The organism is Prevotella sp. P4-67 (assembly GCF_002251325.1).
In the GTDB taxonomy this organism is placed as follows: domain Bacteria; phylum Bacteroidota; class Bacteroidia; order Bacteroidales; family Bacteroidaceae; genus Prevotella.
In genome coordinates, this window is sequence record NZ_NPJL01000011.1 from 142196 (window position 1) to 162268 (window position 20073).

12 protein-coding genes are annotated in these 20073 nt (G+C 54.7%); 3 read left to right on the forward strand and 9 right to left on the reverse strand.

Annotated elements, in window-relative coordinates; all coding sequences use genetic code 11:
- Positions 1 to 598 precede the first annotated feature (598 nt).
- Together CIK92_RS01555 and CIK92_RS01560 are read right to left on the reverse strand one after the other, a co-directional pair.
- The gene (locus tag CIK92_RS01555; protein WP_094387930.1) at positions 599 to 2644 is read right to left on the reverse strand and encodes a RagB/SusD family nutrient uptake outer membrane protein; all 2046 of its coding nucleotides are present in this window, start codon (positions 2642 to 2644) and stop codon (positions 599 to 601) included.
- Between the two features lie 21 nt (positions 2645 to 2665).
- Positions 2666 to 5929, reverse strand: a complete 3264-nt coding sequence (locus CIK92_RS01560; protein ID WP_094387314.1) for a TonB-dependent receptor — start codon at positions 5927 to 5929, stop codon at positions 2666 to 2668.
- A gap of 292 nt (positions 5930 to 6221) precedes the next feature.
- On the opposite strand from CIK92_RS01560, the gene CIK92_RS13260 reads away from it, so the two are divergent.
- Complete coding sequence (locus CIK92_RS13260) at positions 6222 to 6461, forward strand: hypothetical protein (protein ID WP_144289292.1); 240 nt, start codon at positions 6222 to 6224, stop codon at positions 6459 to 6461.
- Between the two features lie 527 nt (positions 6462 to 6988).
- Positions 6989 to 7933: a cation diffusion facilitator family transporter gene (locus CIK92_RS01570; RefSeq protein WP_254045975.1), complete on the forward strand. Its 945-nt coding sequence runs from the start codon at positions 6989 to 6991 to the stop codon at positions 7931 to 7933.
- 80 nt (positions 7934 to 8013) lie between these two features.
- Here the strand turns inward: CIK92_RS01570 and CIK92_RS01575 are convergent, their stop codons facing one another.
- From CIK92_RS01575 to CIK92_RS13265, 5 genes are all read right to left on the reverse strand, one after another.
- Positions 8014 to 10305 carry a beta-glucosidase gene (locus CIK92_RS01575; RefSeq protein WP_094387932.1) on the reverse strand — a complete coding sequence of 764 codons (2292 nt, stop codon included), beginning with the start codon at positions 10303 to 10305 and terminating at the stop codon, positions 8014 to 8016.
- Positions 10302 to 11810, reverse strand: a complete 1509-nt coding sequence (locus tag CIK92_RS01580; RefSeq protein WP_094387933.1) for a glycoside hydrolase family 28 protein — start codon at positions 11808 to 11810, stop codon at positions 10302 to 10304. The genes CIK92_RS01575 and CIK92_RS01580 overlap by 4 nt, the downstream gene beginning before the upstream one ends.
- 73 nt (positions 11811 to 11883) lie before the next feature.
- Positions 11884 to 13368, reverse strand: a complete 1485-nt coding sequence (locus CIK92_RS01585; protein WP_094387307.1) for a glycoside hydrolase family 28 protein — start codon at positions 13366 to 13368, stop codon at positions 11884 to 11886.
- Between the two features lie 271 nt (positions 13369 to 13639).
- A complete protein-coding gene (locus CIK92_RS01590; protein WP_094387934.1) occupies positions 13640 to 14938 on the reverse strand; it encodes an alpha-L-fucosidase in 1299 nt (432 codons plus the stop codon).
- A 450-nt stretch (positions 14939 to 15388) separates the two neighbouring features.
- Positions 15389 to 15838 (reverse strand): hypothetical protein, encoded by a 450-nt coding sequence (locus tag CIK92_RS13265; RefSeq protein WP_144289293.1) that lies wholly within the window; start codon positions 15836 to 15838, stop codon positions 15389 to 15391.
- A 763-nt stretch (positions 15839 to 16601) separates the two neighbouring features.
- On the opposite strand from CIK92_RS13265, the gene CIK92_RS13270 reads away from it, so the two are divergent.
- Complete coding sequence (locus CIK92_RS13270) at positions 16602 to 16811, forward strand: hypothetical protein (protein ID WP_144289294.1); 210 nt, start codon at positions 16602 to 16604, stop codon at positions 16809 to 16811.
- Between the two features lie 13 nt (positions 16812 to 16824).
- On the opposite strand, the gene CIK92_RS01595 is transcribed toward CIK92_RS13270, so the two are convergent.
- Positions 16825 to 18963, reverse strand: a complete 2139-nt coding sequence (locus tag CIK92_RS01595; protein WP_158214703.1) for a M6 family metalloprotease domain-containing protein — start codon at positions 18961 to 18963, stop codon at positions 16825 to 16827.
- A gap of 206 nt (positions 18964 to 19169) precedes the next feature.
- The gene (locus CIK92_RS01600) at positions 19170 to 20066 is read right to left on the reverse strand and encodes a Calx-beta domain-containing protein (RefSeq protein WP_094387936.1); all 897 of its coding nucleotides are present in this window, start codon (positions 20064 to 20066) and stop codon (positions 19170 to 19172) included.
- Positions 20067 to 20073: the final 7 nt, after the last annotated feature.

Consider the following 20073-nt stretch of genomic DNA (forward strand, 5'->3'; position numbering starts at 1 on the left):
CTTTACCATGTCAGGATGACAACCGCGATGGTCAGAACGAGAACAAAAGTGGTAGAAACCACTGGTTCACAGGTCGTTATCACAGAAGCAGGCAAGGAGATGACCGTATTGACAATCATTAATAATTTGCGCAAAAATTGCGCAAGTTTATTCATCACCGACAACTTGCAAGAAAACTATGTCGCTTAGCGACAGAATGACAGAGAAAAGAGTCGGAACAACACCGATGGTCAGCAAAACCACCGAAACAACGACAGGGATAACCAAAGCGACATGTGGAGTTGCCCTTTACACCTTATTATAACTATAGGGGATAGCGCGAATGACAATTGCACTATGCGCAACCATCCACTACACCTTATTATAACTATAGGGGATGGTGAGGGCAATATAGGATAGAGACGAAAGGAGCAAAGGAAGGCTCGCCGAAACGGTGACGACCGTTGGGAGATGGCGCAGGGGCGGCGAAGGAGCACTAAGGGATATCACCAAGAGAGATAGCAGCGGCGAAGGAGCACTGAGGAATGTAGCCATAAAAAAGAGTGGCGACCCGAGGGCCGCCACTCCAGTATTAAGAGTTGAGATTAATCGAGAAGGATTAATAACCGTAGTTCTGAGGATACTCAGCACCTGAGTTAGACTTGATAACGTCGTCTGGGATAGGCTGCTGGTAGTTGTAAGGCTTGATGTTGGGGATGAAGCGGATACTCTTAGCACCATCGTTCTTGGTGTAGATAACCTTCTCACGGCCGAAGTCAGCATTAACCTGGTCAGTAGCATTGTTCCAGCTCATACCATACTTGCGTACACGCTCATACAGAGTGTTGCTGGTCTTCTCATCCTGTGTAGGATACTTAGAAGTAACGTAGCTACCGCAGTTGGGGTTAACAGACAGACGGTTGAGAGTGATGCAACGATGCTCCTCACCGAAGAGCTCACGGGTGCGCTCGTCGAGGATGTAGTCGATGTCTACCTCAGCGGCAGAGCAACGGGGAGCGTTGGCACGGTCGCGGATTACGTTGATATCGTCGGCAGCCTTCTGCTTGTCGCCCTTGGCGAGGTAAGCCTCGGCACGGAGCAGGTAGGTCTCAGCGATACGGATCAGGTAAGGCTCGTACTCACACTCCTTAACGTCACCGTTAGGATGCTTTTCCTGAGAGAACTTCCAGAAACGTGGGAAGATATCGAGGGTATCGCTGGCGTTCAAAACATAAGCTGAGTTGCCGGGATGAGCCCTCTCGCGATCCTTAGCATACTTCCACTGTACGCTCCACTTGGTACCACCGGGAGTGTACCAGTCGCGCTGCATCATAGTCTCAGAGCAACGGAAGTCTGCCTTACCTGGCTGTGCAGGGTCGGTAGCCTTAGCCCAGATGTAACCAGGCTCCAGTGGGTCAAAGATGTAACGGCAAGGCCAGTTACGGTTGCTACCGTAAGCATAACCACCACCGATAGAGTCGCGAGTGTTGTTAGCCTGATAACGGCCGGCAGCAATAGCAGAGGTAGAAACACCGAGGCTGCTTGAACCGCCCTGAACACCTGCGGGATAGCACATAGCGTCGTCACCGAAGAGGTAGAACTTCACACCATTATCGGTACGGTTGGTACCGCAGTTACGAACCTTGTTGCTCATGAAGTCGCCTTCCATGGTGTTGTTGCGCATACGCCACCAAGCGTCACCGCTACCACCATTAGAGTAGTTACCTACAGAGAACTGGCTGGTCCAAAGAGCCTCCTTGTTACCAGTTACACCGTAGTCCTGGTTGGTATTGCCTGAACCGTTGCCGGGTGTAGCGAAGAGGTCCCAATAAGCACCACCCTTGTCGGCAGCGAGAGAGTGACCGTAGCGGTCGGTAGCACGGCTGGCCTCAGTACCGAAACGAGTAGTCATCAGGTGATAGTCACCGTCCTGACCGCCGATTACGCGGCTGGTAGCCTGGATAGCCTCGTCAAACTTACCGAGAGCCAAGCAGATTTCTGCGAGCATGTGGTCGGCAGCAGCACGGGTTACACATCCCTGCTTACGCTCTGTCTTAGACATATTCTCAGCAGCAAACTTGAAGTCATCGTAGCACTTCTCCCATACTTCCTGACGGGTGTTGGGCTGGTAACCCATCTCAATCTTCTTGGTAGGCTTGTCGAGGTAAGGCACATTACCAAACATACCGGCGAGCATGCGGAATGCCCAACCACGCATAAAGCGTGCCTCGCCCAGGAGCTCGTTCTTCTTCTCTGCAGTAGTATACTTGATATCCTTGGTCTCGATGGCGTAGATGGCTGTGTTGGCGTAGTTTACGAGGTAGTACAACTCATTGTACCAGTGACGGCTGTAACCGTTGGCAGAGTTAAGCTTAGTCCAGTTAGAGAAGCAGTCGTTGTTGTTGTTCTCTGTGTATGTATCCAGACCTACACCCGTAAGCATATAAGAGTGATAACCGTGGGTCTGACCGAGAACCAGGTAGTTGACCTCCTTATAGCAGGAGTTGATAGCCATAGCCACCTCGTTTTCAGTATTGAACATACCCGAGTCGTCTTGCTTGTAAGAGTGCTCCTTCAAGAAGTCAGAGTCGCTCTGGCAGGCTGTCTGGGTAAGGGCCATCGCACCAAGTGCGACGATGCCCAATATCTGTTTTGTTAATTTCATAGCTGTTGTCTTTTAGATGTGTTAGAATGTCACGTTAAGACCGAAGGTGATGGTGCGGTAAGCGCCATTGCTTGCATACTTGGTAGAAGCAGCGCCGGCAGCGATAGTACCACCAGTTTCAGGATCGAGACCAGACCAGTTGGTGATGGTGAAGAGGTCGGTACCTGATACGTATGCACGGAGACCGGTGAGGCCGAGAGGTGCAATGAGGTTGCGGTCGAAGTTGTAAGAGAACACGAGGTCCTTGAGCTTGAGGAAGCCGCGGCTGTTCCACCAGAGGTAGTCAAACTGGTTGCTCCATCCATAGCGAGGATAGTCGTTGTTCTTGTTGTCGGCACGCCATGGGTTTACGCGGTCAAGCTGGTTGCCGCTGCCACCATTGGGCCCCCAAGCGAATGGGTCGTAACCGAGGAAGTGGCTGTCGCTACCTGGCATCCAACGGAAGTTGAAGTACAGAGAGAAGTTCTTATAGCTGATGGTGTTGCCAAAGTTCAGAGTGAACAGAGGATCCTGGTCACCAATGCAGTGGCGGTCTTCAGCAGAAATCTTACCATCGTTGTTCCAGTCCATGAACTTCACGTCACCGGGCTTGGCATCGGGCTGAATCTTGCTAACGGCGCCAGTCTCGGGGTTCTTCCATGTATAGTTGTCAATCTCTTCCTGGCTCTGGAAGATACCGAGCTTCTTCAGGTCGTAAGCAGCGGTGATAGAGCTACCTACCATCAGAGCATAGTAAGACTGAGGACCATAGGTGTGGAAGTTGGCCACATCGTCGGCCTCTACACCCTTATAGTTCTTGCCGTAGAGCTCCATAACCTTGTTGCGGTTCAGGTCGAATACGAGGTTAGACTCCCAACGTACATTGTCCTTACCGTCGCCATTGATGTTGACAGAGTGCAGAGTTACCTCAATACCCTTGTTGCTCACCTTACCTACGTTAGCGTAAGCAGTGTTGAAACCAGAAGGATAAGGTACAGAGCGCTGCATCAGCATGTTGGTGGTGCGGCCGCTATAGATATCGATAGTACCATCGAGTCGGCTGTTGAGCACGCTGAAGTCCAAACCGAGGTTGTACTTGGTAATGGTAGCCCATGTCAGATCCTTGTTACCCAGAGTGCTGGCAAGGTAACCGAGAGTAGACTGGTTGTCAAGCCATGTCTTGGTGGTAGAGATAGTAGAGTTGGTGGCGTAAGCGCTAACCGAACGGCTACCGTTCTGACCCCAAGAGAGACGCAGCTTGGCATAGTCGAGCCAAGTGAGGTTGTCCTTGATGAAGTTTTCCTTGCTGAATACCCATGCACCAGACACACCGTAGAAGTTACCCCACTTCTTGCCTTCGGCGAAAGCAGAGAAACCGTCACGACGGTAGTTGAAGGTTACGTAGTACTTGCTGTCGAAGTTGTAGTTGAAACGAGCCAGGTAAGCAGCAGACTGGGTACGAGTGCGCTCGCGTCTTACATTCTGAGTGTTGGCAGCAGAAGCACCGTAGTAACCCAGAGAGGTAGAACCGGTGAAGTCCTTGAAGCTGAGGTAACGGTAGTTGTTGTCGTAAGACTCACGAGTGTAACCTACCATTGCGTCAACGTGGTGCTTGTCGATATCTGTACCATAGGTCAAGATATTGTCGGTATTCCAGTATGAAGAAACAGAAGCTGTAGAGATACCCTCAACCTTGTTGTTGAACTTAGTTGGGTCGTCCATCTGACCGGTATTGCGGGTGTCTACCCACATCTCGGGACGGTTGAATGTATCCTGGTAGCTTGAGTTGCGCTGAGCGTTCAAGGTGAAGCGATAAGACAGACCCTTAAGGAATGGGAAGTCAACCTGTGCGGTCAACACGCCATTGACGTTGTTACCGTTTCTGTCGTTGACACCATAGAGATAAGAGTCGGCTACACCACCGCTAACGCCTGAACCCCACAGAGGGCTGAGGGTATTGCCATCGGGGTGAGAGTTGTACCAAGAGGTATACTTGAGTGAGCTCTCAACGATATTGCCATCAGCATCTCTAACAGGCTGAACAGTCTTGAATGAGAAAGGAGAATACCACTCGGCGTTACCGAGAGTAGCGGTTACACCCCACTGACGCCAGCCGAGGTAGTTGGCCTTCAAACCAACCTTCAACCAGTCGGTAACGTCGATGTCAATCTTAGACATTACGTTGTACTTCTCGTAGTCATCACCACGCTGTACACCCTGACGGCGAGTGTAGTCGCCAGAGAGGTAGTACTTGACGCCCTTGCTGCCACCGGCAACACTCAGGTCGTACTGCTGGCCTACACCAGTGCGGGTAACTTCGTCGAGCCAGTTGGTCCACATGCCGGCATCGTAAGCCTGCTCTTCAGTTGTGGTAACGAAGAAGGCTTCCTTGTTTTGCTTGAAGAAATCCATAGACCATGTAGCATCTGCGGGGAAACGCGTGTCACCAGCAGCCTGCTTGGCATAGAAACGGTTCATCAAGAAGCGCTCGGTGTTGTTAACAAACTCTGGCTTACGGCTCCAGTCAGAGAAGCTCCAAGAAGAGTTGAAACGTACTGTAGGCTTGGCGCTCTCGCCACGCTTGGTGGTGATGATGATCACACCGTTGGCAGCACGCGAACCGTAGATAGCGGCTGCAGAAGCGTCCTTCAACACGTCGATGGTAGCGATGTCATTGGTATTGATTTCGCTGATACCGCCATAAGAGATAACGCCATCGACGATGAGCAGAGGAGCATTGTTAGCCTGCTTAGCAGCAGCAGGACTCTCTGGGATAACGTTCTTACCACGCAGAGTCATGGTAGAAGAGTTGTCACCAGCAGCACTGCTCGTAGGAGAGTAGTGCAGACCGGCTACCTGGCTTGACAGGGCAGACAGGGCGTTAGGGTTAGGCAGGTTGGTCAGCTTGCCGTCATCAAACTTCACGCTGGTGATGGCGCCAGACACGTCCTTACGCTTGGCTGTACCGTAACCTACGACTACTACCTGCTCGAGTACTTCTGCGTCCTCTTTCAGGGTTACATCTACTTTGTCACTGGCCTTTACGGTCTGCTCCTTGAAACCTACGCTTGACACCGTGAGCATTGCGCCCGGCTTCACGTTGAGTTTGAAGGTACCGTTGACGTCGGTAATGGTAGCGTTCTGCGTACCTACCTCCTTAACGGTAGCACCGATGATGGGTTCACCGTTGGCATCAACCACGGTACCACTGACTGTTTTCTTGTCTTGCTGTACGGCAAGAGACTTGCTTGCATTCAGGTTGTTGCTTTCGCTTGCTGACGCTGACAGCGGAGCAAGGGTCAACATAGAGGCAGCGAACAAATATGCCCACTGCTTCGAAATGTTCAAAGCACTGAATGAAGTCTTTTTCAGTTTCTCATCCATAAACTATGATTTAAAAGGTAATAAATAATATAAGTTTCGTAACTAACCAAGTTTTACAAGATACGGTTGACGCTATGCAAGCACCAGATGTATTTGACCACTGGCTTTCACTCACTTTTTTCTGTGTTTTGGTGTGTCTCGGGGGCTGCTCGGGCCCGTCAACACCATTTCACTCGCAAATGTAAGCATTAAAATTTGATAACAACTTATAAATATGTCATTTCTTCTATTAATATTTAATATTTTTTTGAATTGTAACAGGAAATGGGGAATAATCGTTAAAATCGGAGTGATAATTGGCGGGAAAAGGACGATAATTGGTGGAAGAAGAGGAATAATTGGGACAAGCAGCACAGACAGGGCGCCGACCGACGAATGTAGTGGGGATGCGGTGGGGATGCACATTATTATATATATGGCCACGGGGAATGGCAGGGGCATCACAGAGATGTAGCCCGAGATGGCATTAATCATCATTTCAAGGTGCGATTTCACTATTTCGGACTTGGATTTATGCGTTGCAGGATGCGAAATAGTCGTTTCATACCCTAAAATTTGTTTAATTTCAAACATAATGAGCCCCTTCTCCAGCAGCGGCAACTCTGAAGGAGTTGCCGCTGGGTGCGTACTATACCCCCACTTGGCCACTTGTGTCCTCTTAAACTACTCCAACCTTTGCTTCCACCCACACCATCATGCCCTCACCTACTCCAACACATACCTAAATCCGCACCATCAACCCCACACCTACACCTACCCACAACTCCACCCGCACCATCATCCCCACGCCTACACCTACCTACAACTCCACCCGCACCATCATCTCCACGCCTACACCACACCGCATGGGGGAATTGTCAGGCCTTATTCCTACAAAAATGGGGATGAAAAAAAATGGGGGAAATGATACTATATATATAAATAATGTGTACTTTTGCACCGTTGACCCTATCTTCGGGGCCAACGTAAATGCAAAATATCATGACAATAACGAAGAAGGAGGAACAGATGGTCGCCGACGAGCGGGTGCGCGCCATCAACAGGGTGACCATCAAGGGCAGCATCATCAATGTGGTGCTGCTGATATTCAAGTTTGTCGCCGGCATCGTGGGCGGTTCGGCTGCGATGATAGCCGATGCCGTACACTCGTTGTCGGACTTTCTGACCGATGTGGTGGTGGTGGTCTTCGTAAGGCTGGGCAGCAAACCCGAAGACGGAGACCATGACTACGGTCACGGCAAGTATGAGACGCTGGCGACGGCAGCCATCGGCATGGCGCTGGGCGTGGTGGGCGCAATGCTCTGCTATGGTGGCGCAGACAAGATAGTGGACGCCATGAGGGGCGAGGCGCTCGAGCAGCCGGGGTGGATAGCTCTGGCGGCAGCGCTGATGAGCATAGCGCTCAAGGAGTGGGCTTACCGCTTCACGGTAAGCGTAGGCCGACGGTTGGACTCGCCCGCCGTGGTCGCCAACGCATGGCATCACCGCTCTGACGCGCTCTCGAGCATCGGCACAGCCATAGGCATCGGCGGCGCCATCATCCTGGGCAGCCGCTGGGCTGTGCTCGACCCCATCGCCGCCGTGGTGGTGAGCGTCTTCATCATGCGCACCGCCTATACACTGGTGGGCCAGTCGATGGGCGAGCTGCTCGAGAAGAGTCTGCCCGAAGACATGGAGCGGCAGATAGCCGACATCGCCAGCGAAGAGCCCACGGTGAGCGCCATCCACCATCTGCGCACGCGCCGCATAGGCAGCCACATCGCCATCGATATGCACGTGCGCATGCCGGGAGCGCTCTCGCTCTACGAAGCCCATCAGCACGCCACCAACATAGAGCAGCGGCTGAGGGAGCGGTTTGGCGAGGAAACGTATATCAATCTGCACGTGGAGCCGGTCAAGGTCAACGGCGAATATGTGAAGCCATAACGCAGCCCCATACGACAAGAGCGGGGAGGCATGCCATAGACAGGCACGTCTCCCCGCTCTCTTTGTATGGGGCAGACCGCTTAGCGGAGCACGCCGTTGACCCGCACGACGACGAGGGGTGCCGACTCCTGGATGTGGGCTTTCAGCCGGGCATCGCGGGCATTGGCGCCAATCTCGAGGGTATAGTCGCCGGCATCGAGTACCCATGCGTTCTGCGCCTCGTCGAAGCAGGCGAGGTCGCGCTGGGTGATGGTGAGACTGAGGGTCTCGCTCTCGCCGGGCTGGAGCGTGCGGGTCTTGCCAAAGGCGACGAGCTGATGGCTCAGCGAGCGCACGGGGGCATAGACCTGTACCACCTCCTTGCCGGCGCAGGTTCCGGTGTTGGTGACCTTGACGCTGAGGGCGAAGTTGCCATCGGCCTGGGCGCGGCAGACGGCGTCGCTGTAGGCGAAGGTGGTGTAGCTGAGTCCGAAGCCAAAGGGATAGGCCACAGGGCGGTTGAAGGTGTCGAAGTAGCGGTATCCCACGTACATGCCCTCGACATAGTCGACGTAGTGTACGTTCTTAATGGCCGGCGTACGCGGTATCTTGGGGTAGTTACCGATAGCTTTGGGGCCGTGGTAGTCGTAGGGGAAGTTGTCGTGGGTGCTGCAGTCTTCGTAGCGCAGAGGGAAAGTCATGGTCAGGCGGCCCGAGGGACACACCTTGCCGGTGAGCACGCGGCATACGGCGTCGCCGGCTTCCTGTCCGGGCAACCACGAGAGCACCACGGCGTCGGCGAGCGAGCGCCAGGATGCCACCTCGACCACGCCCGACACATTGAGCACCACTACCACGCGCTTCTGGGCGGCGTGGAAGGCTCGGCTCACCTGGGCGATGAGCCTGTGTTCGACGTCGGAGAGCAGATATTCGGTCTGCTGCAGGCGGTCGGCTCCCTCACCACAGCTGCGGCCGATGGTGATGATGGCGACATCGTCGGTCTGGGCGCTGCGGGCTATGACAGCCGAGTCAATGGTGAGCTCGGGGATGGCGGCGTAGCCCAGCGGGTCGTAGGCGCGGGCTGCGATGGTATCGCGGATGATGCGCTGATAGGTCTGTGCCACGTCGGCATTGGTCTCGACGCCCACATTGGCAAATCCCTCAAGGAGATTGACGGTGTGGGGGGTCTTGACATTGCCCGAGCCGGTGCCGACGGAGATGAAGTTGTAAGAGGAGACGCCAAACATGCCCACGCGCCGGGTCTCCTTGGCGAGGGGCAGGGTCTGGTTATGGTTCTCGAGCAGCACGATGCCTTCCTCGGCAGCCTCGCGCGACTTGATGGCGTGGGCTTTGAGGTCGGGGTTCTCGCTATAGGTGCGGGGGGTGATGCGCTCGGTGCGGGCTACAAACTGGAGCATACGGCGGGCACAGCTGTCGAGGGCAGCCACAGAGAGGGTGCCGGCCTTGACGGCGGCCTTGATCTCCTGACGCTGCTGGGCGGTGCCGGGGGCAAGCAGGTCGTTGCCAGCCCATATCTCGCGGCCGGAGTCGCGCCATCCGGGGGCAGCCCAGTCGCTCACCACGAAACCACGGAAACCAAAGTCGCCGCGGAGGATGGTGGTGAGCAGGTCGCGACTCTCCATACACTGCTGGCCGTTGATCATATTGTACGCACTCATCACCGACCAGGGATCGCTCTCACGCACGGCTATCTCGAAGGGCTTCAGGTAGAGCTCGCGCAGGGGTCGCTGGGCGATGCGCACATCGACGTCCTTGCGGTTGGTCTCCTGGTTGTTCACGGCAAAATGCTTGAGGGTGGCGCCGACATGCTGGCTCTGGATGCCGCGCACAAAGGCTGCCGCCATCTTACCGGTGAGGAGCGGGTCTTCGGAGTAGTACTCGAAGTTGCGGCCTCCGAGCGGGTCGCGGTGCAGGTTCATGCCCGGGCCGAAGATGAGGTCGAGCCCGTATTCATGGGCCTCGTTGCCGATGGCCTCTCCCACCTCATAGATGAGGGGCTGGTTCCACGACGAGGCAAGGGCGGTGCCGATGGGGAAGCCGGTGTGGTAGTAGCGGCGGCTCTGGCCCTCGCGCATGGTATCGATGCGGAGACCGGCAGGGCCATCGGTGAGCGCGGTGGGCGGGATGCCGAGGCGGGGGATGGGCGAGGTGGTTCCGGCAGCACCGGGCACGAGCTTCTTGGTGTTGCCATAGCCGGTGAAGGTCTCATTGCCGGCGCCCACGACGATGTTGATCTTCTCGTCGAGGGTCATGTGGGCGAGCACGTCATCGACATTGTCGCGGGTGAGCTGCGGCGCCTTGCCGCAGGCCACCATGACGAGAGCGAGCGCCATGGCGCCCATGCTCAGAGGGGTGAAGAGCTTACGTTTCATTGCTTGGAGTTATCGTAGATTTGTCCGTTCGTCTTGCCAAAGGGGTAAGAGATGTTCTCAAACTTGACATTCGAAGCGTCGTCGAGAACGAAGGCAGGACGGAAGTCGTCGTTGCGGAGCAGGAGGTTGACATTGCGGAAGGTGACGCCATCGGCATGGCGCACGTAGAAACCGTAGCAGGGCAGCTCGCCAAACATATCAAACTCGGGATAACGGTTAATCTGCTCGGGTATCTTGCTGAGCTCGCCCATGGTGAGGTAGCGCAGACCCTTGTCGGCTCCACCGGGATAGATGATGGTGACATTGTCGATGAGTACATTGCGCACCTTGACGCCGGGGATGCCCACGATGCTCGAAGGCATAGGGTTGCGCATGGTGTTGGTGATGGGGCCGCGCAACTTATAGCCTACATCGGGGCGCTCGAAGGGAACTTCGCACACCATGTTGCGGATGGTCACACCATCGACGATGCCGTCGCGGCGGTCGGCCTGGCGCTTGCCTAAGCGGATGAAGATGGGGTTGCCGGTATTGAGGGCGTGGATATTCTCAACGAGCACGTTGCGCACTTCGCCGCCGTCGACAGCCTCGATGGCTATGGCAGAGCGGAAGGTGTTGCTGACCTTGATGTCACGGATGGTAATGTTTTTGAAACCACCGGCAGAGTTGGTGCCGAACTTGATGGCCGACGCCGAGCTCTCCACAGCGCAGTTGTAGACCTGGATGTCGTCGCAGGCGAGCTCGAGCTTGTCTGACTTGAGGCAGATACCGTCGTCGGCAGCATTGACGTGGCTGTCGCGGATGATGACGTGCTGGCAGTCCACGATGTCGATGCCGTCGTTGTTCCAGTAGGCGCGGTTGAGCACATCCACGCGCTCGATAAGCAGGTTTTTGCACTGGAAGAAGACGAGTCCCCAGCAGGCGCCGTTGCGCAGATGGAGTCCGCTCACCTCGATACCGTCACAGGCATTGATGGTGAAGAGGTTGGGGCGCATGGCCTCACGTGGGCGGTTGAGTCGGTCAAAGTAGTTGGGGTCGGGGCGCACGCCAGCCTTGTGCAGGCTGTCGATAGCGAGAGCCAGCTCGCAGCCGCGGGCGTCGATGGTGCCCTCGCCGGTGAGCTTGATGTTCTTGGCTTGGTATGCCTCGATGAGCGCGAGGCTCAGATAGTTCCACTTCTTAGGGTCGCTGCGGTCGGCGCCCTCCTTGGTGATGTCGATGTAGTCATAGGGATTGGTACTGCCCAAGAGGGTGGCGCCGCTCTTGAGGTGGAGCTCGATATTGGAACGCAGCTCGAGGGTACCGATGACATAGTTGCCGGGCTCGAAGACGATGGTGCCGCCGCCCTTACGACTCAGGTCGTCGATGGCGCGCTGGATGGCGGGAGTGTTGACGGTCTGACCGTCGGCTACGAGTTTGAGAGCCGTAGAGCTCACGGTCTTGGCAGCTTCGGCCACAGTGGCAACGAGCATCATGGCTGCCACGAGGATATAGTTACGGTATTTCATAATGTTTGCTATGGGCAGCGTCTGCCCGATGATAGTTGTGGTTGTTACTAATGTCTATATAAGTATATGTAGATTAATCGTGACGATGGCACTTGCCACAGTGCTTGGGCTCGGGCAGAGTGATGTTGACTCCCTCGTCCTTGTAGCCGTTGACATTGACCTGGCAGATGGCGGGACGGAAGTCGCGGTCGCGCAGGGTGAGGTTGACATTGCGCAGGGTGATGCCCTCGACGTGGCGCAGGAAGAAAGCCCAGGCGGGGAGCTCGCCAAACATGGTGAACTCAGGGTAGCGGTCGTAGTTTTCGGGAACCTCGGGCGCCTTGACATAGGCCATACCCTTGTCGGCACGACCGGGAGCGCTGATATTGATGTTCTCGAGCACCACGTTCTCTACAGGATGACCGGGCCAACCGGTGATACTTGAGGGGAAGGGGTTGTGGAAGTAGCTCACCTCGGGGCCGCGGATATCATAGTCGGTGTCGGGACGGCCGAAGGCGAGCTCAACATCCATATTGCGCAGGGTGATGTTGCGGATATAGCCCTGGTCGTTCTTGGCACGGTTGCCCAACTTGACGAAGATGGCGTTGCCGGTATTGGTTGCCTTGAGACCGTCGACTACGATGTTCTCGATCTGCGAACCGTCGACGCTCTCGATGGCGATGCACGAGCGGAAGGTGTCGATTACGCGGATGTTGGTAATGGTGATGTCGCGGAAATTACCCCAAGTGGCAGTGCCGAACTTGACAGCCGAGGCAGAGCTGCGTATCTCGCAGCTGTCGATGACGAGGTTCTGGCTTACGCCGCGCTTGTGGTAGCTCTTCAGGCAGATACCATCGTCGGCGGCATTGATGCGGCAGTTGGTGATACGCGAGTCGCGGCAGTCGGTCATGTCGATACCGTCGTTGTTCCAGTAGGCACGGTTGTAGACATCGAGGTGATGGAGATTCATATTGGAGCAGAGGTCGAAGGAGAGACCCCAGCAGGCGCTGTTGCGCAGATGGAGGCCGGCGATTTCGACTCCGTCACACTCGGAGAAGAAGAAGAGCTTGGGACGCATGATCTCACTGGGACGACGCAGACGCTTGCTGTAGTTGGGGTCACTCTTCACGCCACATTTCACGAGCGAGTCGATGGTGAGCGCCAGCTCCTGACCCTGTCCGTCGATGACTCCCTCGCCGGTGAGGGCGATATTGCGGGCACCCTGGGCGAGCACGAGGGCATACTTGGAGTTGTCCTTGCGCACCACGTCGCCGTCGCCCATCACCTGCAGCTGGTAATAGTCATCGGGATTGGTGCTGCCCAAGAGCACGGCACCGCGCTCGAGGTGGAGCTCTACCCCACTCTTCAGCTGGATGGCCCCGGTGAGGTAAAGGCCCTTGCTGATTGTCAACTTGCCGCCGCCCTTCTTAGACAGACGGTCGATGGCGTTCTGGATAGCTTCGGTGTTAAGGGTCTTGCCATCGGCAACGAGCTTGAGCGACGCCGAGGTAACCACTTTGGCGGCGCTGAGGCTGAGCGACAGCATCGCCATGAGGATGAATGATACGGTCTTCTTCATGATAAGGCAAAGATAGCAAAAAACAGAGTGACACACAAAAAGTTTAGCATTAATTCGTGTTATTTTTTCAATCATTCAAGTAATTACTGGGCGGGGCGAGGCAAGGACTGACTACGGACTGCCTGATTTTGAGCATCTGAAGGGGTAATGTGAGGCAAATCTGATACCACCTACATCCCCTCTCCCCACCCCCAAGCTCAAGGATATGACAAAGCCCGAAACCTGCAGATGGTTTCGGGCTTTGTTGGTTCTCTTGGTGAGAGGCGGCAGACTATTTGAGAGTCAGCTCAACGATGGTGTCCACACCCTTGGGCACAGCGGGGAGCTCGAGGGTCACGCCCTCAGCGTTCTTGCTGACACGCACCTTCTGGTGACCGTCAAACATACGCGCACTGGCCACACGGCGATCGGTGAGGGGAAGGAAGAGGGCACGGTCCTGGCAGTTCATGATATGCACATAGAGGGTGTTGCCCTTCTGGGTGGTAACGCCCCAGTCATGGGGACGCACGATGCCACCGCGGGTGCCGTAGATGGTCTCGCCATAGCGGCCCATCCAGTCACCAATAGCCTTGAGGCGCTCGACAGCCTCTACGGGCAGCTTGCCGTCGGGGCGGGGACCGATGTTGATGACATAGTTGGCATTGTTGCCGGCAGCCTTGATGATGTGCTGGATGATATATTCAGAGCTCTTGTACTTCTTGTCGGTGATGTCGTAGCCCCAGACCTTGTTCATGGTCATCACAGTCTCCAGAGGCAACTGTCCTATCACCGTTCCCTTGGAATAACCGGCTGTGTTCTGACCGGGCAGGTCCTGCTCAAAGGTTTGCAGGTCTTCGCCGGGCTTGGGGGCCTTGTGGTGGTTGTTGGCCACGAGACAGCCGGGCTGCAGGCGGTGGATAAGGCTGTACTGCTCGTCGAGACGCCAGTCAAACTTGGGGTTGTTCTTCTGGTCCCAGTAGCCGTCAAACCAGATGGCACCGATGGGGCCATAGTTGGTGAGCAGCTCGGTGAGCTGGTGCTTCATGAAAGCGAGGTAGGAGTCGTAGTTGTACTGGTCCTTGGGCTTGCCGATACCCATACCGCTCCATCCCTGAGGATAGTCGGGGCGCGACCAGTCTACGTGTGAATAGTAGAGGTGGAGCTTGATGCCATACTTCTGACAGGCATCAGCGAGCTCTTTGAGCACATCGCGGTGGAAGGGAGTACCATCGACGATGTTATAGTTATTGGCCGATGTCTTGAACATCGAGAAGCCATCGTGATGACGGGTGGTAAAGGTGACGTAGCGGGCACCGGCGGCCTTGAACGCCTTGACCCATTCCTCGGCGTCGAACTTGGAGGGATAGAAGCCGTCGGCCAGGTGGGTATATTCCTTATAATTAATGTTGCGGTTACTCATCACCCACTCGCCGTTGCCGAGCATGGAGTAGAGTCCCCAGTGGATGTAGATGCCAAACTTGTTGTCCTGGAATTCGGTACGGGCCTTGAGGATTTCGGGCGAAGCCTGATACTGAGCCGAGGCGGTAAGGCTTGCCACCATCAGCAGGAGTAGTGTTGAAATTTTCTTCATGACATTGATGATTGTTATAACGCACACAAAGTTAAGGATTTTGGCTGAAAGAGCCAAACGAATGTCCGCTTTTTAGCAGACTATCCCCCAAGATTTTGAGAACCCCGCCATAGACCGAGAACAGACAAATAGAGTAATGCAGGATAATGGGATGCAATGTAGAGACGATTAGTATTAACCGAGCATAACGCCTGCGGCTAATCGCAACTCCTTCAGAGTAGCTATAATAGTTGTGCTGCTACCCAGGGTAGCGGACTACGCCCGCAACCCTGGGCTGGGAAAGCGCAACTCCTACAGAGTTGCTGCTGCTGACAAACTCCACAACAAAAGTGACCAGCAGCGTACCCCACCCCAGTCTTCCCATGAGGGTAAATAGCGATTTGACACCTGACAACGGCATAGATAATACGGCGCAGACGGTACACATCACCGGCAACTCTAAACCGAAGGTCACCGGCGCGGCGCAATGCGACGCGGAAAGGTAATGGAGTTGTGATTACATAGCCCAAGGTTGAGGTGCGGAGTGGTTTTACCTTGGTCAATGATATAGGCAGAACGGCGCAGACGGTACGCACCCCCGGAAACTCTGTAGGAGTTGCGATTACATAGCCCAAGGTTGAGGCGCGGAGTTGTTTTACCTTGGTCAATGATATAGGCAATACGGCGCAGACGGTACGCACCCCCGGCAACTCTGTAGGAGTTGCGATTACATAGCCCAAGGTTGAGGTGCGGAGTTGTTTTACCTTGGTCAATGATATAGGCAGTACGGCGCAGACGGTACACATCACCGGCAACTGTGAACCGAAGGTCACCGGCACGGCGCAATGCGACGCGGAAAGGTAATGGAGTTGCGATTACATAGCTCAAGGTAGAGGTGCGGAGTTGTTTTACCTTGGTCAATGATATAGGCAGTACGGCGCAGACGGTACGCACCCCCGGCAACTCTGTAGGAGTTGCGATTTCACAGCCCAGGGTTGAGGTGCGAAGCGCCTCTACCCTGGGTATTGGTACAAAAAAGGTAGCAACGCTGAACCGAAGGTCACCGGCGCGGCGCTTTGCGACGCGGAAAGGTAAAGTGTTGCGTTTAGCCGTAGGCGTTACCTCCAGCAGGATAATGGAAAAAAAAGGTGTAGACGATTATTATTAACCGAGCATAACGCCTTCGGCTAATCGCAACTCCTTCAGAGTAGCTATAATAGTTGTGCAGCTACCCAGGGTAGCGGACTACGCCCGCAACCCTGGGCTGGGGAAGCGCAACTCCTACAGAGTTGCTGCTGCTGACAAGCTCCACAACAAAAGAGACCAGCAGCGTACCCCACCCCAGTCTTCCCATGAGCGTAAATAGCGATTTGACACCCGACAACGGCATAGGCAGTACGGCGCAGACGGTACGCACCCCCGGCAACTCTGTAGGAGTTGCGATTTCACAGCCCAGGGTTGAGGTGCGAAGCGCCTCTACCCTGGGTATTAGTACAAAAAAGGTAGCAACGCTGAACCGAAGGTCACCGGCGCGGCGCTTTGCGACGCGGAAAGGTAAAGTGTTGCGTTTAGCCGTAGGCGTTACCTCCAGCAGGATAATGGAAAAAAAGGTGTAGACGATTAGTATTAACCGAGCATAACGCCTTCGGCTAATCGCAACTCCTTCAGAGTAGCTATAATAGTTGTGCAGCTACCCAGGGTAGCGGACTACGCCCGCAACCCTGGGCTGGGAAAGCGCAACTCCTACAGAGTTGCTGCTGCTGACAAGCTCCACAACAAAAGTGACCAGCAGCGTACCCCACCCCAGTTCTCCCAAAGGGCTTACAACTACAACCCACATCGCCGACACCATGTCCACAGAGGACACGATGTCGGCGATGCCTATATATATTAATAAGGTGTAACCCTTACTTCACTACCTTATGGCCGTTGATGATGTAGACGCCGTGGGGGAGCGAGCTGGCGTCGGTGCCGAGATAGACACCCGAGAGGGTGTAGATGCCCACCTTGGCGGGACGCGAAGAGGGGGTGTAGACATTGTCGATACCCGACTCTACGCTGGTCTGGATTTCAACCTCATCGAGGAAGAGACGGCAGGAGTTGAAGGTGAGCTGCGTCTTGCCCGATGCTCTCAGCGTGGTGCTGCAGTCGGTCCACTGGCCTTCGGTCAGGTTGAAAGTAGTGGTCGACAGCGTACCGTTGCTGGTAGAGAGGGTGAGCGTATTGCTGTTGTTCTTGTCGAAGGGAGCAGCCTTGAACTTGATGGTGACAGGCGTGTTGGCGTCGACATTGAATGAAGGACTCGTCAGATCATAGGTGCCTGATGCGTTGCCATTGCGGCCGATGACCGCACACTGGTAAGCGCCCTTGAGGGTCATGCCAGCTTCCCATCCTGTAACATCGGGTTCGAAAGTACCATTGGCAAAGTTTTTTGCTTGCAGGAGGTTGTCGGGCTTGTAGAAGCCCTTGTCGTCGTTGGCACCGGTACCGAGACAGCGGTCGAAGGTCTCCTTGAGCAGATAGCCTTCCTGAGAAGCGCCGTTGTTGAGGTTGGCAAAGTTGAACGAAGCCAGACCGCCCGAGCAAGACATCTTGCTGATGAGGATGTTCATAAGCATCCTGCCGTTGTTGTCGTTATACACCACACAGGCCGGACTGGTGTTATTGCCCAGACTGTTGTGTCCGCCATAGGGCCATGCGTCGCCCGCCTCTGTTTCACCGCTCTTGACATTGTCAGCAGGGATGATGGTGATGCGCTCGTGGTCGTTGCCTCTATCAGGAGTATTGGGGCAGTTCCACTGCCAGAGAGTAGGATTATAGTCGATATGATTGATCATAATGCCCGAAGCCGCGATATACTTGTCCCAACCTTCCTGCTGACGGTTCTCGATGAGATAGTACTCATTGCTGCTGCCGGGGTTGGTCACTTTGTAGACTTCGCCACCCTTGGCAGTGGTCTTCAGGTCCTTGACGCTGCAGGTAAGAGTTTCAGAGAGGTCAACGGGCTTAATCCATCCGCCGACCATCTTCTCGTAAGCGGTGTAGCCGGCAGGACAATACTCGTTGCCATTGTAGCTGCCCGAGCACATGAGGTCCCAGGTGCCCATGCCATACCAGGTGTTGCTGGTACCAGAGTTGCCGCGGGTGTCATACATGTCGGGATAACCCAAGCAGTGGGAGAACTCGTGGCAGATGGTGCCGATGCCCATATAGCTGCTGGCACTGCGCAACTCGTTGGAGCAGGCGTAGACGCTGACATACTTGTTGCCATACTTCACGGGCGAAGCGAGCTGCCACTTGTGGGGCCATACGGTATTTTTACCGCCACCAGTAGCCTCGCCACGGCCGGCATAGATGACATAGACTTCCTCGACAAAGCCGTCGCCGTCCCAGTCATAGGGCGAGAAGTCGAGGCCATCGGCATAAGCCTTGTTGCAGGCATCAAGTATCATACCACGGGCGTTCTGGTCGTTGCCGTTGACATTGCCACCATAAGAAACCTGCGAGCCGAGGGTATAGGGACCTACCACGTCGAAGGTGATGTTGAACACGCCACCGCTCTGGGCGCTGAAGTAGTCTGCCACGCTGCCTACAAACTTACCTTCTTTGAGACCTTTCTCATTGGCCACGCGGTTGTAGTAAGCCTGGGGGTCGTCCATCGTGAAAGCGACGTCAGAGAACTGGGCGAGGATAATGAGGCAACGCTTCTCGCCGGTGAAGTTGACACGCTGTGCCACCTTCTCTCTCCACGACTTGCGCTGCTTGCCCTGACTGCGGGCAGGCTCCATCTGGCTGCGCATGTTGGTGGCGTTGAGCTGCAGCTGCTGCATGTCTGCCACACGCAGCACATCGTTGCTCTCAAGGGTGTAACAGGCGCCGTTCTCGGCTTTCCAGTAACGCATAAACTCGTCGCCACACAGCTGTACGCGAACAGTCTTGCCATCGGCAGTTTTGAAGATGCGCCACACGCTTGGGTCGGCGGGGACGGCATGGACTGCTACTGTAGCTACCAACAGCAACAGTGCAGTAAGGAATCTTTTCATCATGATTTGAATTATTTTATTTGACATTTTTGTCGATAACGTGTTCATTAGCAAACTCGTATGCAAAAATAATTATTTTTTCCAACCTAACGGCTATCATCGGGCAACAAAATGAGGTCATGGCATAAAAAAAGATTGCCAGCGCTGTGCCGGCAATCTTTTTTATTGTCATTTCCGCATGAGTCATCACGCAGATTTCAGCTAATCGATTAGCGTACCATGGTAATGCTCTTGGCAGAGAACCATATATAACCCGTGAATGAACCGTTGGAACCGAAGATACCACCACACAAGACCTTGTCGGCATCGAAGGTGACAGTCTTGAAGTCTGCACTCCAGGTACCACCGATAGGCTCGGTAGTAAGATTTCTACCGTCTTGAGAGAAGAGACATACGTAGTTAGGAGCATTGCCAAGACCGAAGTCTACACCGTCGGCAAACTTGTAAGAACCCAGTTCGTCGAATGCCAGTGAGCCCTGTTTGGTAGCCTTGTCGTAGTCATACTTGAGCACGGCCATTGTCCAGTCATAGCCCATCATGCCAGAGACATAGAGATAGTGGTTGTAGTCCTCGCTTTCCTCATCGCCGCCGGTCACGGTTACCGACCACTCCTTGGCAGCACCATTGGCGTCGACGCACTTCATCTTCCATACACCCTGGAGTTTCTCATAGAACTCAGAGTCGTTGTCACGAAGTACAACATTGGTAGAAGAGTTGGCGCCTACCTTGGCGCCATCGGCAGAAACGATATATACTTCGAAGGTACGGTTTTCATTGATTTCATCGTCATCGACGGTCTTGACTTCTACCTTGCCGGCACCGTCAGAGATGACGATGGTGGTATCAGTAACCATATAGTTGACGTCCTTCTTGGCAGGGTTGCTGCCCGACTCTCTCATTGACACATGTACACGCACGGGAGCTGTAGTCTCACCTTTGACAACGATAGGCACATTGAAAAGACCTGCACCTTCCTTGACCTTGACTTCTGTCTTGCCCATCTCGACGGTTACGTCGGCATTGGTGTTCCAGCTGGCATCATCGTCCGAGCAGGCCGCAAAGAAAGCGGTCACTGCAAGGAGCATAAACAATTTGATATATTTCATACTGTGA

Coding starts and splice junctions, on each gene's coding strand:
- CIK92_RS01555 (WP_094387930.1), bottom strand. CDS start 2,644: ATGAAATTAACAAAACAGATATTGGGCATCGTCGCACTTGGTGCGATG.
- CIK92_RS01560 (WP_094387314.1), bottom strand. CDS start 5,929: ATGTTGACCCTTGCTCCGCTGTCAGCGTCAGCAAGCGAAAGCAACAAC.
- CIK92_RS13260 (WP_144289292.1), top strand. CDS start 6,222: ATGTCATTTCTTCTATTAATATTTAATATTTTTTTGAATTGTAACAGG.
- CIK92_RS01570 (WP_254045975.1), top strand. CDS start 6,989: ATGACAATAACGAAGAAGGAGGAACAGATGGTCGCCGACGAGCGGGTG.
- CIK92_RS01575 (WP_094387932.1), bottom strand. CDS start 10,305: ATGAAACGTAAGCTCTTCACCCCTCTGAGCATGGGCGCCATGGCGCTC.
- CIK92_RS01580 (WP_094387933.1), bottom strand. CDS start 11,810: ATGAAATACCGTAACTATATCCTCGTGGCAGCCATGATGCTCGTTGCC.
- CIK92_RS01585 (WP_094387307.1), bottom strand. CDS start 13,368: ATGAAGAAGACCGTATCATTCATCCTCATGGCGATGCTGTCGCTCAGC.
- CIK92_RS01590 (WP_094387934.1), bottom strand. CDS start 14,938: ATGAAGAAAATTTCAACACTACTCCTGCTGATGGTGGCAAGCCTTACC.
- CIK92_RS01595 (WP_158214703.1), bottom strand. CDS start 18,963: ATGATGAAAAGATTCCTTACTGCACTGTTGCTGTTGGTAGCTACAGTA.
- CIK92_RS01600 (WP_094387936.1), bottom strand. CDS start 20,066: ATGAAATATATCAAATTGTTTATGCTCCTTGCAGTGACCGCTTTCTTT.